19 protein-coding genes and 3 pseudogenes are annotated in these 13,672 nt (G+C 53.7%); 11 read left to right on the top strand and 11 right to left on the bottom strand.

Annotated features, from left to right (window positions below):
* The first annotated feature begins 223 nt into the window (after positions 1–223).
* Together C3406_RS12015 and C3406_RS26505 are read left to right on the top strand one after the other, a co-directional pair.
* Positions 224–464: pseudogene (locus C3406_RS12015) on the top strand (DNA polymerase V).
* A pseudogene (locus C3406_RS26505) lies at positions 464–782 on the top strand (hypothetical protein). The pseudogenes C3406_RS12015 and C3406_RS26505 overlap by 1 nt, the downstream one beginning before the upstream one ends.
* 134 nt (positions 783–916) lie before the next feature.
* Here C3406_RS26505 and arsC read toward each other — a convergent pair.
* From arsC to C3406_RS11995, 3 genes are read right to left on the bottom strand one after another with little or no spacing between them, the layout of a single operon-like run.
* Positions 917–1,342, bottom strand: a complete 426-nt coding sequence (gene arsC, locus C3406_RS12005) for a glutaredoxin-dependent arsenate reductase (protein ID WP_103823793.1) — start codon at positions 1,340–1,342, stop codon at positions 917–919.
* 12 nt (positions 1,343–1,354) lie between these two features.
* Complete coding sequence (locus C3406_RS12000) at positions 1,355–2,644, bottom strand: arsenic transporter (protein ID WP_103823794.1); 1,290 nt, start codon at positions 2,642–2,644, stop codon at positions 1,355–1,357.
* 44 nt (positions 2,645–2,688) lie between these two features.
* Positions 2,689–3,009, bottom strand: coding sequence for a transcriptional regulator (locus tag C3406_RS11995; RefSeq protein WP_103823795.1), 321 nt, complete (start codon positions 3,007–3,009; stop codon positions 2,689–2,691).
* A gap of 85 nt (positions 3,010–3,094) precedes the next feature.
* Here C3406_RS11995 and arsH point away from each other — a divergent pair, with 85 nt between their 5' ends.
* From arsH to C3406_RS11980, 3 genes and pseudogenes are all read left to right on the top strand, one after another.
* Positions 3,095–3,793 (top strand): arsenical resistance protein ArsH, encoded by a 699-nt coding sequence (arsH, locus tag C3406_RS11990; RefSeq protein ID WP_103823796.1) that lies wholly within the window; start codon positions 3,095–3,097, stop codon positions 3,791–3,793.
* Between the two features lie 230 nt (positions 3,794–4,023).
* Positions 4,024–4,194 (top strand): annotated as a pseudogene (locus tag C3406_RS11985) (isocitrate/isopropylmalate family dehydrogenase); the annotation flags it as partial.
* 227 nt (positions 4,195–4,421) lie between these two features.
* A complete protein-coding gene (locus tag C3406_RS11980) occupies positions 4,422–4,871 on the top strand; it encodes a carboxymuconolactone decarboxylase family protein (protein WP_103823797.1) in 450 nt (149 codons plus the stop codon).
* A gap of 110 nt (positions 4,872–4,981) precedes the next feature.
* Here C3406_RS11980 and C3406_RS11975 read toward each other — a convergent pair whose 3' ends face one another.
* Positions 4,982–5,833 (bottom strand): nitroreductase family protein, encoded by an 852-nt coding sequence (locus C3406_RS11975; protein ID WP_103823798.1) that lies wholly within the window; start codon positions 5,831–5,833, stop codon positions 4,982–4,984.
* A gap of 129 nt (positions 5,834–5,962) precedes the next feature.
* On the opposite strand from C3406_RS11975, the gene C3406_RS11970 reads away from it, so the two are divergent.
* Both C3406_RS11970 and C3406_RS11965 read left to right on the top strand, forming a co-directional pair.
* Positions 5,963–6,865 (top strand): LysR family transcriptional regulator, encoded by a 903-nt coding sequence (locus tag C3406_RS11970; protein WP_103823799.1) that lies wholly within the window; start codon positions 5,963–5,965, stop codon positions 6,863–6,865.
* Positions 6,866–6,898: 33 nt separating this feature from the next.
* Positions 6,899–7,153 (top strand): hypothetical protein, encoded by a 255-nt coding sequence (locus C3406_RS11965; protein ID WP_103823800.1) that lies wholly within the window; start codon positions 6,899–6,901, stop codon positions 7,151–7,153.
* Between the two features lie 36 nt (positions 7,154–7,189).
* Here the strand turns inward: C3406_RS11965 and yncL are convergent, their stop codons facing one another.
* Entirely contained in the window at positions 7,190–7,282 is a 93-nt protein-coding gene (gene yncL / locus C3406_RS26850) for a stress response membrane protein YncL (RefSeq protein ID WP_071886459.1), read from the bottom strand.
* A gap of 362 nt (positions 7,283–7,644) precedes the next feature.
* Between yncL and C3406_RS11960 the strand changes: the two genes are divergently transcribed.
* Positions 7,645–7,893: a GlsB/YeaQ/YmgE family stress response membrane protein gene (locus tag C3406_RS11960; RefSeq protein ID WP_032617669.1), complete on the top strand. Its 249-nt coding sequence runs from the start codon at positions 7,645–7,647 to the stop codon at positions 7,891–7,893.
* 51 nt (positions 7,894–7,944) lie between these two features.
* Here C3406_RS11960 and yoaJ read toward each other — a convergent pair whose 3' ends face one another.
* From yoaJ to C3406_RS11945, 3 genes are read right to left on the bottom strand one after another with little or no spacing between them, the layout of a single operon-like run.
* Positions 7,945–8,019, bottom strand: coding sequence for a protein YoaJ (gene yoaJ / locus C3406_RS26845; RefSeq protein ID WP_073885218.1), 75 nt, complete (start codon positions 8,017–8,019; stop codon positions 7,945–7,947).
* Positions 8,020–8,118, bottom strand: coding sequence for a YoaK family small membrane protein (locus C3406_RS11950; protein WP_103179242.1), 99 nt, complete (start codon positions 8,116–8,118; stop codon positions 8,020–8,022).
* 44 nt (positions 8,119–8,162) lie between these two features.
* Positions 8,163–9,191: a sensor domain-containing diguanylate cyclase gene (locus C3406_RS11945; RefSeq protein WP_103823801.1), complete on the bottom strand. Its 1,029-nt coding sequence runs from the start codon at positions 9,189–9,191 to the stop codon at positions 8,163–8,165.
* Between the two features lie 349 nt (positions 9,192–9,540).
* Between C3406_RS11945 and C3406_RS11940 the strand changes: the two genes are divergently transcribed.
* Positions 9,541–9,846: a hypothetical protein gene (locus C3406_RS11940; protein ID WP_103823802.1), complete on the top strand. Its 306-nt coding sequence runs from the start codon at positions 9,541–9,543 to the stop codon at positions 9,844–9,846.
* A 1-nt stretch (position 9,847) separates the two neighbouring features.
* Here the strand turns inward: C3406_RS11940 and C3406_RS11935 are convergent, their stop codons facing one another.
* Entirely contained in the window at positions 9,848–10,192 is a 345-nt protein-coding gene (locus tag C3406_RS11935) for a DUF488 domain-containing protein (RefSeq protein WP_103823803.1), read from the bottom strand.
* Between the two features lie 173 nt (positions 10,193–10,365).
* On the opposite strand from C3406_RS11935, the gene C3406_RS11930 reads away from it, so the two are divergent.
* Positions 10,366–11,076 (top strand): CTP synthase C-terminal region-related (seleno)protein, encoded by a 711-nt coding sequence (locus tag C3406_RS11930; protein ID WP_103823804.1) that lies wholly within the window; start codon positions 10,366–10,368, stop codon positions 11,074–11,076.
* 10 nt (positions 11,077–11,086) lie between these two features.
* Here the strand turns inward: C3406_RS11930 and C3406_RS11925 are convergent, their stop codons facing one another.
* Positions 11,087–12,274, bottom strand: coding sequence for a CynX/NimT family MFS transporter (locus C3406_RS11925; protein ID WP_103823805.1), 1,188 nt, complete (start codon positions 12,272–12,274; stop codon positions 11,087–11,089).
* A 96-nt stretch (positions 12,275–12,370) separates the two neighbouring features.
* Here C3406_RS11925 and C3406_RS11920 point away from each other — a divergent pair, with 96 nt between their 5' ends.
* Positions 12,371–13,162, top strand: coding sequence for an AraC family transcriptional regulator (locus C3406_RS11920; RefSeq protein ID WP_103179248.1), 792 nt, complete (start codon positions 12,371–12,373; stop codon positions 13,160–13,162).
* On the opposite strand, the gene C3406_RS11915 is transcribed toward C3406_RS11920, so the two are convergent.
* Complete coding sequence (locus C3406_RS11915) at positions 13,146–13,592, bottom strand: DUF441 domain-containing protein (RefSeq protein WP_103179249.1); 447 nt, start codon at positions 13,590–13,592, stop codon at positions 13,146–13,148. The two genes, C3406_RS11920 and C3406_RS11915, sit on opposite strands and share 17 nt — an antisense overlap.
* Positions 13,593–13,672: the final 80 nt, after the last annotated feature.

Below are 13,672 nucleotides of genomic sequence, written 5' to 3'. Positions count from 1 at the left end.
TGGTTTAAGCCCCTGCTGACACGAAGCGGGCTCCGGCCACCGCTACAGCCCTCTGGGCCTTACAGAGCTCAATTTTATACCGGAAGTTCTGGTATACCCGCTTGGTCAATTCGGCAGAATAGCTGGAGGTTCAGCAGTAATTATCAATAGGCAGGGCTTTCTTGATCTGCTCCCTCTTTAAAACCACTGTATTTAAACACAGTAAAAATAATAAGGAGGGGTTATGCCACGCAGAATTGATATTGAGGGGGGCTTTTCGCACAGCTATTAAACACGAGGCCAGCGGGCGCCGCACGGTGACAACTGAGGACTTCGTGAAGCACCTGGCCTGCGCTAACTGGAACTGGTCGCTCAAAGAGGCGAACGACTGGATCGAGAGCCACATTTCGACCTTTAAAGACATTTCACCTGACGAGGGTCAGGCGCGCACTTTCATGCTCTTCAACCCGAACGGAGGTCTTTAATGGGCTTCGTATCTCCGGCCACGGACTATGTAGAGCGTAGGCTCAGTCCTGAGACTATCTGCAATGTTGATATCGATACTCGCATCCTGGAAACATCATCCGGGTTTGCGGTTATCGAGCCAGTCACCAGGCTTGTGCAAGGTCAGGTGCTGCTAAATACTCGTTGATGGCCGGACTCAATTTGCGAAGCTCAGGGGGAGGGCATTATTCACGGATGACGGCGAAGCGATAGAAGGTGAGTCTGCGGATGAGGTCGAGGTGATAGGGCGTGTTACGTTCTTCATCAACGGCACGGATGCAGATGACGTTCCGGTGTAAGAAGCAGTGCGCGGTTGTATGTTGAAAGGGGGGAAGCCCAGGGGGCTCTTCTTAACAGGTTTGATGTCCGCTATGAGCGAAAAGCGGACGCCCGCATAGCGTAAACAGGCGTCCGATATTTTGAAGTGGGTAGTTTAATTAACCCGCTTCCCCGTTTCGTCAATGACCTTCTCGCCATCCTCTTTGGTAAACGCTCCTTTCTGGCCTTCCGGTAGAATATCCAGCACTATTTCTGAAGGGCGGCAAAGACGAGTGCCAAGCGGCGTAACGACAATCGGCCGATTAATCAGGATCGGATGTTGAAGCATGAAATCAATCAACTGCTCATCACTAAATTTCTCTTCATCAGGACCCAGGTGTTCATAAGGCTCAACATTCTTACGCAGTAATGCACGCACCGTAATTCCCATATCTGAAATAAGTTTAATCAGCTCATCACGGGTCGGTGGCGTATCGAGATAATGAATTATCATCGGTTCGTTGCCGCTGTTACGGATCATCTCCAGCGTGTTGCGTGAGGTGCCACAGGCCGGGTTGTGATAGATGGTAATGTTGCTCATATCAGTATCTCATTACAAAGTGACAGAGAGCCGCCACGCCAGAGCGGCCAGAGTGACAAACAGCACCGGCACAGTCATGACAATGCCGGTACGGAAGTAATATCCCCAGGTGATCGTCATATTTTTCCGGGCAAGCACATGCAGCCACAGCAGGGTTGCCAGACTGCCTATCGGGGTGATTTTCGGGCCTAAATCACAGCCAATCACATTGGCATAAATCATTGCCTCTTTGACGACGCCAGTCGCCGTACTATCGTCAATCGACAGCGCGCCAATCAGCACCGTCGGCATATTGTTCATCACTGATGAGAGAAATGCCGTCAGGAAGCCGGTGCCGAACGTCGCTGCCCATAACCCTTTGTCTGCCAGCAGATTCAGCACACCAGACAGGTACTCCGTGAGCCCTGCATTGCGCAGGCCATAGACCACGAGGTACATGCCCAGCGAGAAAATAACGATCTGCCATGGCGCACCGCGCAGGACTTTCCCGGTGTTGATGGCATGGCCTCGTTTCGCCACCACAAACAGCACTGCTGCGCTAGCCGCCGCGATCGCACTGACCGGGATCCCCAGCGGCTCCAGAACAAAGAAACCGACAAGCAGCAATAACAGGACAATCCAGCCCGCCCTGAAGGTTGCCGGATCCTTGATTGCACTGGCAGGCTTCTTCAGCAGCGAAACGTCATACGTTGCCGGAATATCCCTGCGGAAGAAGAAATGCAGCATGATCAGCGTGGCCGCAATCGCTGCCGCATCCACGGGGATCATAACGGAAGCGTACTGCGTAAAGCCCAGACCGAAGAAGTCCGCCGAGACGATATTAACCAGGTTAGAAACAATGAGCGGCAGGCTGGCCGTATCTGCAATAAATCCTGCAGCCATGACAAAGGCCAGTGTCGTGCCCTGGCTGAACCCCAGTGCGAGCAGCATCGCAATCACAATCGGCGTCAGGATCAGCGCGGCGCCGTCATTGGCAAACAACGCAGCAACAGCGGCACCGAGCAAGACTATCCAGGTGAACAGCAGGCGGCCACGTCCGTTACCCCAGCGGGAGACGTGCAGTGCGGCCCATTCAAAGAAGCCGGACTCATCGAGCAACAGGCTGATGATGATGACCGTAATAAATGCTGTTGTTGCGTTCCAGACGATATTCCAGACAACGGGAATATCAGCGATATGGATGACACCGGTGGCCAGCGCCAGCACAGCCCCGATACTTGCGCTCCAGCCAATACTCAGGCCTCTGGGTTGCCAGATCACCAGTATCAGCGTCAGTAAAAATATACTCCCTGCCAAAAGCATCTCAGACTCCGTTATATATGATTATGTGAATGTGTTTCTCTTTCTCAGCAGGAGGTGCAGGCTGATTTATCCAGCCATTCACGTACTTCCTCCCGCATACACTGCCAGGACGTAGTGATTGTCTCAGCTGCCCATGCCGGTATGTGGGGTGACAGACGATAATGGATCCATTTGCCTTCACGACGGTCAAGAACCAGCCCGGATTCGCGCAGGATAGCCATATGTCGCGAGATTTTGGGCTGCGATTCGGAGGTGGTCGCACAGATATCGCAGACGCACAGTTCTCCGGACTCCCGGAGAAGCATGACGATGGCGAGCCGAGTTTCATCCGACAGGATTTTGAAAAGCTGAACAGGTTGTAGCATTTTTCACTCCGTTCCCTTTAGAATACACATATGTTAAATCATATGTAATAATTTTGAAATCACCTGTTCTCTCCGGAGGAGAAAAATGGAACAATTTCCTGCTCTGAATACTGAATGCTTTGATCAACACATTGCCGAACGCCTGCACCTGCAGGAGCCGCCACGGATTCTGATCCTGTATGGCTCAGTAAGGGAACGCTCCTACAGCCGCTTCGCCGCGGAGGAAGCTGGTCGCCTGCTAACGGCGATGGGCGCGGAGGTAAAACTCTTTAACCCCTCCGGTTTACCCCTGCCGGATGATGCGCCGGACACGCATCCTAAAGTCACCGAGATACGCGGTCTGGTCAGATGGTGTGACGGGATGGTGTGGAGTTCTCCGGAACGGCACGGGGCTATGAGCGCAGTTATGAAGGCACAGATTGACTGGATACCATTAAGTGAAGGGGCGGTTCGTCCTTCGCAGGGCAAAACACTTGCAGTTATGCAGGTCTGTGGGGGTTCACAGTCCTTCAATGCCGTGAATCAGATGCGTATTCTGGGCCGCTGGATGCGGATGTTTACGATCCCAAACCAATCATCAGTAGCCAAAGCCTGGCAAGAGTTCGACGAAAACGGCCGAATGAAACCTTCGTCATGGTATGACCGCATCGTCGATGTAGCCGAGGAATTGTTTAAAATCACATTACTGCTTAAGGGACAAACTGGTTATCTTGCGGATCGTTACAGCGAGCGTAAAGAGAGCCATCAGGATCTTTCATCCCGTGTCAATCAGGACAAAATATAATGTCTGATCTTCGTGAATCCATACTGCATGAGCTTAACAACGCCCGCTATTGGCACTTCAAAGACAAATAGTTTTGAGCGGGTAAGGCACTTTTAGTCATGAAAAGTGGTTATCAAAACTTTAAGCAATTATTGGAAAAACAGAGGCTTATAAAGCAGGTCAAACAAGACATAAAATCTGATTTTTTGTTATCATTTTTATATAAAGTAATAACTTACAATGAATGCGTGGAACTACTGCTGCGTCACATGGAGTGGTTCGAAGCCGCAGACCTGATCGTTAAAGGTATGGAAGGCGCGATCAACAACAAGACCGTGACCTATGACTTCGAACGTCTGATGGAAGGCGCTAAGCTGCTGAAATGTTCAGAGTTTGGTGATGCGATCATCGAAAACATGTAATCCGCTTTTCGGGTTGTATGAGAACGGGAGCCTGATGGCTCCCGTTTTTTATTAGCATTCTTGCGCTGCAGCGGATGCCCTACCTTCTTACTCCCTCTTTGTCTCTTTTATTGATGCCATGAATGGCTAATATCGCAACGTCCGGACAGACGTGCTGATGCACATCCGTCGTCGCGTTTGAATAACAAACACAGGCTTACCCGAACATCGCAAAAAAGGAGATATGCATGAAGCGTCCAAACTGGTTTCAGGTTTCTGCTGAGGGTGGAAAGGCTATGGGAGCACTTCATCATTACGCTACTACCGGGACAGATTTGCCTGCCGATCTGATTCATCTGGTTTTTTTACGTGTTTCACAGATTAACGGTTGTGCGCACTGCATTGATATACATACGCGCGACCTTATCAAAAGCGGCATGTCCGTCGAAAAATTGGTCCTGGTGCCGGTGTGGCGAGAAGCGACCTACCTTTTCTCGGATGTGGAGCAAGCTGCGCTTGCATGGGCAGAAGAAGTTACCCTTATCAGTGAAACACACGCTTCTGATGAAGCCTATTCCGCAGCGCTTGCTCTATTTGGTGAAAAAAATCTGGTTGAACTGACCATTGTGATTGCCACCATGAATGCCATCAATCGGATGGGCATCAGTTTCCGCATGAAGCCGCTCGCTAAAGCCTGAAATCATACCCGTTGGTTTAGTTTCACTTTGTGCGTACAGCAGATCTTAGCCAGACCGCAGAGGGCTCAAATAAATGAGCCCTGAATTTAGCTGGAGGTTGATAAATCCCGTTATTTTAATTTGAAACCGCGCTGCATGACCGTTTCGCGTAAATTGATTCGCCCGCCGAGGTAATCCATGCTGGTCGCGGAATCAACGACGGAGCCGGCCCAGGTTTTGTCGCGCATATTCTGGCGACGACGAAATGCCTGATATGCATTTTCATAGCCTTCAAGGTACGAGCGATAACGATCCTGTTGGTATTGATTGTAATGGAGCACCATTGGCTGAGCCGGTCGCGGGCGAATACTGCTGGTTCTGGCTCTGTCGGGCCGCCCGGTTGCCATGCCAAACGTGACAAAGCTGTACTCAGGCAGGCTGATGATTTCCGCTACCTCTTTGGCGATATTACGCATCACCCCGAGATAGACTATTCCTAAGCCTATGGATTCCGCTGCAACGGCAGCGTTCTGGGCGGCAAGCGCGGCATCAATCGATGCCATCAGGAAAGAGTCGAGGTAGTCGAACACAACAGGCTCTTTACCGGCATCTTTTGTTATTCCTGCACCTCGCGACAGATCTGCTACCCATAGGAGCAATGCGGGTGCTTCCTCAATCCACGGGATACGGTCCACTGGCACTGAACGTGCTACGGTATCTGAAATACGCTGTTTAAGCGCCGGGTCCGTAACGGCTACCAGGCTCCACTGATTCAGGGCAGAGGAGTTTGAGGCTGATTGCGCCGCAGCGACCATGGTCTCTATTGCCCCATCCGGGAGAGGTTCAGGCAAAAATGTCCTGACAGATTTATGGCCCAGCAGGGCTTCGACCTGCGGCGTCCAGATAATGTTGTCTGGTTTGGGTTGCTCAACACCGTATCGGGCTTCCAGCAACGCCTGTTGTTTTGCAGTAACGTCAGTCATGGTTTTACTCTCCTTCGGCAAATTTCATGACCGCAGGATAGCTGGAGTTGCCACACGGATAAGCCCCCCATTTGCGACTTCAGTTTCCATGTGTGTGCACAATCAGATGGCATACTTTAAAATAGAGTCATGGATCATCTGTTAGCTATACGCATATTCCAGCGCATCGTAGAGACGCGCTCTTTCACAAAGGCCGCAGCACACCTGGATTTGCCGCGCTCCACTGTCGGTAAGAATCTCAAATCATTAGAGGAACATATAGGCACTAAGCTGATACAGCGCACGACACGTACTGTCACCTTAACGACTGAGGGTGCCGAGTATTACAGAAGGATCAGTAAGCTCGTCACTAAACTTGATGAAACCGAAGGTGCCATTCGGGATATGGGCGCCGCCGCGAAAGGAAGGCTGCGCATTGATCTTCACTCCTCGCTGGCGAATTTTGTCCTGATGCCGGTACTCGAAGAGTTTCGTGAACGCTATCCCCATATACAGCTGGCGCTTGGGGTGGGCGATCGCCCGGTGAATCTCATAGAGGAAGGTGTTGACTGCGCCATTCGCGCAGGTGAGCTGACGGATTCTTCTCTGATTGCGCGAACGCTGTATAAAGATCGCTTAATCACCTGTGCAAGCCCCGGCTACCTGAAACAATATGGTGTGCCGAGGAAACTGACGGACCTTGAAAATGGACATAAAATCGTCGGCTATTTCAGTGCTGCAACCGGTGAGGCCTGGCCGCTGCGTTTCATGAGCAGGGGAGGCGAAAAACAGTTGGCAGCATTTGATATCGCCGCGAATGACAGTGCCGCGCTGATAAGTATGCTTGTTCACGGCATGGGCATCGGGCAAACACATGCTTCCGTAAGCCGTCGCTTTATAGCATCGGGTGAACTTGTTCCTGTTCTTGAAGACGTTACGCACAGACAATTTCCTGTCTCTATTATTTACCCGCCAACAAAGCCGTTAAATGGCCGATTGAGAATATTCATCGACTGGATGACTGAGAGATTTTCTGGAAATAGTGCCTGGTAGGAAGTCGTTTTTTATGGTTACGCAGGAGGAATAATGCTTGATGATACAGCGCTTCGCCGCATTGCCGCAGGTGAACTCTCCGCGGTTACGCCAGCAGAGCTTGCCGCCGAACTTCTGACCCTCCGCCAGGAGAACGCCCGCCTGAAGCAGCTTCTCGCAACCGAAGTGAAGCTCCCCTACGTCAGCGCCAGCCCGGTGTGCGATATCGAGGCCGGATACGCGGCAGGCGTCACCGACAGCAAGGAGGCGATACATCGGGCAGGGTTTTTAATCGAAGGGGATGATTAACAGATGAAACCCGGCGGGATGCCGGGTCTGCTCACGTTAAAACCAGTTAAATTTGTCCGAAAGTATAAGCAACAAGGAACTGGCACAAACAAGGTTAATACAAATCACGAATCTGCTGGAAACATTCATGTTATCAATACCATTATGGCTGTACTGGGATTGTGCTAATAAGCGTAATCGCAAATTCCAGAACGTCAAATCGCAGGATAACAGGCAAAAAAAAGCCCACGAAACGTGGGCAAGTAATACTGGAAGCAATGTGAGCAATGTCGTACTGAATACCTGAGTGATTAGCTCAACTATTCAGTGTTGAGAAAGATAATGTTTCTCATTAACGATTGCAACCCCATCTTTTGTGTGGGACGCCCTTTGTGGACTTAATCTTAAAATCTTCACGTGATGGCTATCACAAACTTGCATTTCTGAATCCTGTGCTAAGCTTTCTGTGTACTTGATTTGACGACAAAAACCATATAGAGAGGAAAGCAGTTATGGGAATCATATCCTGGATTATCTTTGGGCTTATTGCAGGTATTCTGGCGAAGTGGATCATGCCGGGCAAAGATGGCGGTGGGTTCATCGTTACGGTCATTCTGGGCATCATCGGTGCCGTAGTGGGTGGCTGGATCAGTACCCTGTTCGGATTCGGCAGAGTCGATGGCTTTAACTTCGGCAGCTTTATGGTTGCAGTAATTGGTGCGCTGGTGGTGCTGTTTATTTACCGTAAGGTAAGAAGCTAATCCGACACACTTCAGAAAAAAGACCGCCAATGGGCGGTCTTTTTTCGCGATTTACCACCAGCCTAACTGGCTTCCGGCCACGGCCACAATGGCGACAATCAGCATAATAATCGTCGTTTTTCTCATTTATCCCCCAGGCGCAGCGTAGCCGCCGATAAAAAACCACGTTAAAAACACCACCGCCGTGATAAAAATCACGATCGGGAACAGAATACCAAGCCGCATGCTATCACCTGTCCTGAAATACAAAACCCGTCGAGTGTACGGGGTTAATCGATATTGAGAAAGGGCGTTTTCCGTTTCCCTTTTTTATCGCTGTACATGGCGGCGTCGGCTACCCGCGGTGCGCTATCTGCATCCAGTCTGGCCGGATCCACCTCAATCACCCCCAAGCTGGCACCCGGGTAGACCAGATGCACATCCCCCAGCCAGTACTCCCCGGCGATCTGCGCGCTTAGTTGTCTCTTCAGCACCATCAGCGACGTCTGCTCACCGCTTTCGCTATCACTACTCAGGCAGGCCACCAGGAACTCGTCGCCACCCAGCCTGCCGACGATATCATCCTCGTCGCGTCCGTCGTTGAGGCGCTTGCCCACCTCAACCAGGAACCGATCGCCCGCCTCATGACCAAAGCGATCGTTAATGAGCTTAAAATTATCCAGGTCGATGTAGGCGATAATGGCGTTGCGGTTCATATGGCGCGCGAGCGAGAAGAGGGTTGTGAGATTCTCGAAGATGGCGCGGCGGTTCGGCAGGCCAGTAAGGGCATCGGTATAGGAGTAAGCAATCAGAGCGGCGTTGGCTTCGCGTAACTGCCGGAGCAGCGACTCTTTCTCAATGTACTGGGCGATAAGCCCGGCGAAGAGCTGTAAAACCTGCTCGCCGCGTTCGCTCAGCGGCTGTTTAAGGGTGCTGGTGGCGCACAGCGTGCCGTAGAGCGAACCATCCGTCAGATGGACCGGGATACTCACGTAAGTGGTGATACCCAGCGCTTTTGCCGCGTCGCAGTCCGCAAAGCGTTCAGGTACGTTATCGCTATAGAAACAGTCGGAGTCGATCGCCCGTTTACACAGCGTATCCCCCCAGGGAACGCTGAGCCCTTCCGGGATTTGCATCTGTTTGCTGTTTCTGGCGTAGAGAATATGCTGCAGCCGGGCGTTGATATCAATTTTGGTAAGATAGGTGGACTCCATGCCAGTCACTATCTCAAGCATTTCGAGCAGCTGACGCACCAGGCCCTCAAGTGATTGCTCAGTGCTGAGCGTTTCTGAAACACGGGCAAGAATAATATCCGACATGACGCTGCTCAACTCCCCTTACAGATGATCTCTGTACCTGTCTGATTTGCTCAAAGATTGACGGCGGATAGTAAAACATGAATTAACAACATTTCATATATTCAGGCGAGGAACGGCAAAATCTGGCAGGAAAAAGCCCCGGCGCAGGGCCGGGGAAAATAACAGCTTGATTACGGAATGATGTTCTCTGGTCTTTGCGAGAACGACATCACTATAGCGAGGAAAGATGTCGCCAGAATGAAGAAATCATGGAGAAAGATTAACCGCTCCCCCTGGTGACAGGGCAGACCGGCTGAGATAAACTTTGCTAAGATAATTCTTAAACTCTCAGTATCCAGCACGAGGAAGTATGTTCCAGTTAAATCCGGGCAGCCTGGCGATGGTTATCGGCGCCCGCACGCCAGCAGGTCGTCGCAATATTGGTAAATCTGTGGAGCTGTTTAGCCTCTGTCAGCCGGGGCAGCGTTTTTTAAACCCGGTTAACGGCGTGGTGACCGAGTTGCCGCGAGGGGCAAAACGTTCCCTGTGGCTGGTGACCGGTGATGTCTGGTCGGTGGATAACCAGCACGGCTTTGCGTTTGTTCGCCCGGAACACCTGATGCCGCTCACTCCTGAAGAGGCGCCTGAAACTCTCGACGCGCTGATGCTGGACTGAATTACAGCTCACGCAGCCAGTCGGCTAACACCAGCGCGTGATTTTGCTCCCGGTCTTTCGCGCCATAGAGCAGCGTCACGGTCTGGTTGTCTGCCAGACGGGCAATGCGCCGCCCCTCATCCTCCTGCAACGCCAGCTCCTGACGATAAAGTTTGCTGAAGCTGGCGAAATCGATCGCCTCACTGTGAAAGTCCTTGCGCAGTCCATTGGAAGGCGCCAGCGTTTTACACCACTCATCGCACGCTAACGCCGCCTTTTTCATGCCCCGCGGCCAGAGCCGATCCACCAGGATACGGTAGCCATCTTTCTGGTTTGCTTCGTCATACAGTCGTTTGCACTGAATCATTCTCTTGCTCCTTAATCCGGGTGATGCGGTGCTGGCGGTCACGATCGTAACGCTATCACAGGTTGGCTTTCCGCTTTCGCCCACTTATTTTAAGGTGTTGTGATATCAACGAAAGATCGGTAGTCTGACGCGCCTTATGTTATCTGATATTTATCTGGCATAAGGATCACTCTATGGAACTCTCTGCCCAAAAAGATACCCTCCGAATTGCGCTGGTCGGCGACTACAATCATGACGTGCCGGCTCACCAGGCGATCCCTCTCGCCATTGATGATGCCGCCGCGGTGCTGGACATTACCGCCGACTACGACTGGCTGGCCACCACCGAATTAAGCAGCCCGGAAGACCTGGTCGGCTACGACGCGATCTGGCTGGTTCCTGCAAGTCCTTATAAAAATGCTGACGCTGCGTTCATTGCGGCGCGGTATGCCCGTGAGAACAGCGTGCCGTTTCTGGGCACCTGCGGCGGATTCCAGCATGCGCTCATTGAATATGCGCGTAACGTTCTGGGCTGGCAGGATGCCGCCCACGCAGAAACCGATACCGTAGGGCGAATGGTCATTGCCCCACTGACCTGCTCGCTGGTGGAGGTCGCCGATACCATTGAACTACGCGCCAATACCCTGATCGCTAAAGCCTATGGTCAGGAGGAGATCGAGGAAGAATATCGCTGCAATTATGGCGTTTCGCCTGAATTTGCGCAGGAGCTGGAGAAGGGCGATATGCGCGTCACCGGCTGGGACGCGCAGGGGGAGATCCGCGCCATTGAATTGGTCACCCATCCATTCTTCGTGGCGACGCTGTTCCAGCACGAGCGCGCTGCCCTTGCAGGGCGTCCTGCGCCGCTGGTGCAGGCGCTGCTTCGCGCGGCACAGAGTTACTGAACAAAAGGGCTTAGCCGGGTGTGATCTCCCGGTCACGCCCGGCAAGGATCCCGCACACGGCCATGATGACTGACACCAGCGCACAGGCCAGCAGCGGGATCCGCCAGTCGCCGTTGGCATCATGGATTTTACCCATCAGCGGCGGGCCACAGGCGGCAAGCAGATAGCCGACCGATTGCGCCATCCCGGAAAGGGCTGCCGCCTGATGGGCCGAACTGGCGCGCAGGCCAATAAACGTCAGGCCGAGGATCATCGTGGCACCGGAGCCAAAGCCAAAAATCAGCGTCCACATCACCGCCATCGTCGGCATAAACCATAGCCCGGCAGCACTTACCGCACACATCATCGCCGCCAGTCCGGCGATACCGCGCTGATCTTTCAGGCGAAGCAGGATCAGCGGCACGACAATTCCCGGTGCCGCGGTCGCCAGCTGTAACAGCCCGTGCAGGGAACCCGCCTCGGTTTCGCTGTATCCGTGACTCTGTAGGATCGCCGGAAGCCAGCCAATAATTACATAGTAAATCAGCGAGTTAATCCCCAGAAACAGCGTCACTTGCCAGGCCAGTGCGGAACGCCAGATGCCCCGGCTGTGCAGGGCGCGAGCGCCGCTCAGGGAACCGGCAGGGCGCTGACGCCATTGCGGGAGCCACAGCAGCAGGGCCAGCAGAGGAAATACCATCAGCATTAACAGCGCGCCGTGCCACCCCGCGCCGCTCAGGGCAACCGGCACCACCAGCGCCGAGCCCAGCGCGGCGGCAGCTCCCATGGTCAGGGAGTACGCCCCGGTAAGTTTCGCCACCTGGCCGGGGAAATCGCGTTTGATCAGCCCCGGCAGCAGGACGTTGCCCAACGCAATACCGCAGCCAATGATGGCGGTGCCGCCAAACAGCAATGCTGAAGAGGGAAGCGAACGCAGGGCAATCCCGGCGATGATCAGCAGCAGGGCGATAAAGAGGCTGCGCTCCATTCCGATGCGCCGGGCGAGGCCAGCCGCCAGCGGCGAAATCAGCGCAAAGGCCAGCAGGGGAAGGGTGGTAAGCAGCCCGGTCTGGGCGGTGGTCAGGGCATAATCTGTACGAATAGCATCCAGCAGCGGCGCTGCACCGGTAAAGGTCACCCGCAGTGAGGTGGCAATCATCAGGATCCCGGCAATCAACAGCGCTCGCTGTTTGCCGGTAGCAGAAAGGGCAAGGGTCATGGGAATCTCTTACGTCGAAATGAGGCTACAGGATACGCATTTTCACCGTGGTTGAAATCAAGCTAAAATGACAGATTATCGCTAATATCGGACAAAATGATGCCTGGACTCGGCCTTGCGGGATACGATCCCGACAGCCAGCACGATCCTGCGGTGGCGTTTCATGTGCGCGTGGTGGAAGACGAGCAGCGCATTCCATTCCACCAGCACCGCAAAGGTCAGCTGATCCTCGCCCTGCACGGGGCCATTACCTGCGAGGTGGAAAATGCCATGTGGATGGTGCCCCCGCAGTTCGCCGTCTGGATCCCCGGCCTGCTGCCGCACAGCAATAAGGCCACGCCCAGCGCCCGCCTCTGCTTTTTGTTTATTGAACCCGGCGCGGTATCGATGCCGGACCGCTGCTGCACCCTGAAAATTTCACCTCTGGTGCGGGAGTTGATCCTGACCCTGGCGGAGCGCAGCCCCGCTGAGCAGGAGCCTGCCACCCGGCGGCTGGTGCAGGTGCTGTTTGATGAGCTGCCCCGACAGCCGCAGGAGCAGTTGCAGCTCCCGGTATCCACGCACCCCAAAATCCGCCTGATGAGTGACACCATGGCCGAATCACCTGCCGCCTGGCAGACGCTGCACCAGTGGGCGCGCCATTTTGCGATGAGTGAGCGCAATCTCGCCCGGCTGGTGGTCAGCGAAACCGGGCTCAGCTTTCGCCGCTGGCGGCATCAGCTCCAGCTGATTGTCGCCCTGCAAGGGCTCATTAGCGGGCAGTCGGTGCAGCAGGTGGCGCAAAACCTGGGTTATGACTCCACCACGGCGTTTATCACGATGTTCAAAAAGGGGCTGGGCCAGACCCCGGCCCGGTATGTCGCCAGCCTCGCTACGACTTCCCGATAAACAACGATACCAGCCCGGCGGCGATCAGCGGGCCGACCGGGACGCCGCGGAAGAGCGCCACGCCCAGCACCGTACCCACCAGCAGGCCGGCGACCAGCGTGGGCTGGGAGCTCATTAGCGTAACGCCGCGACCGCCAAGCCAGGAAACAAATACCCCCACGGCAATAGCGATCAACGATTTCCAGTTCATAAAAGCATGGATAAGCGTAGAGGCCGGTAAAGTGCCGCTGGCAATGGGGGCCATCACCCCGATGGTCAGGATGATGATCCCCACGGTTAGTCCTTGTTTTTCAATCCACGGGAAAAAACCGCTAAGCGGCGTCACGCGGACGATGATCAGCACCAGAATTGATATTGCGACCGTGGTGTTATGGCTGATAAAGCCCAGCGCGGCCAGGCCCAGAAGAATGAGCAGGGTAGGGTCAAACATGTGGTATTCCTTGCCAAAATAGAAAAGTAAGCCTGCTTACTTTACGTGCTCGCGCGCCGGTAAAAAGGGTTTTGTGCAAA

This window comes from Leclercia sp. LSNIH8, assembly GCF_002920195.1.
Taxonomy (GTDB): Bacteria; Pseudomonadota; Gammaproteobacteria; order Enterobacterales; family Enterobacteriaceae; genus Enterobacter.
The sequence above is the reverse complement of the archived record's forward strand: the minus strand, read 5'-3'. Positions and strand labels throughout refer to the sequence as shown.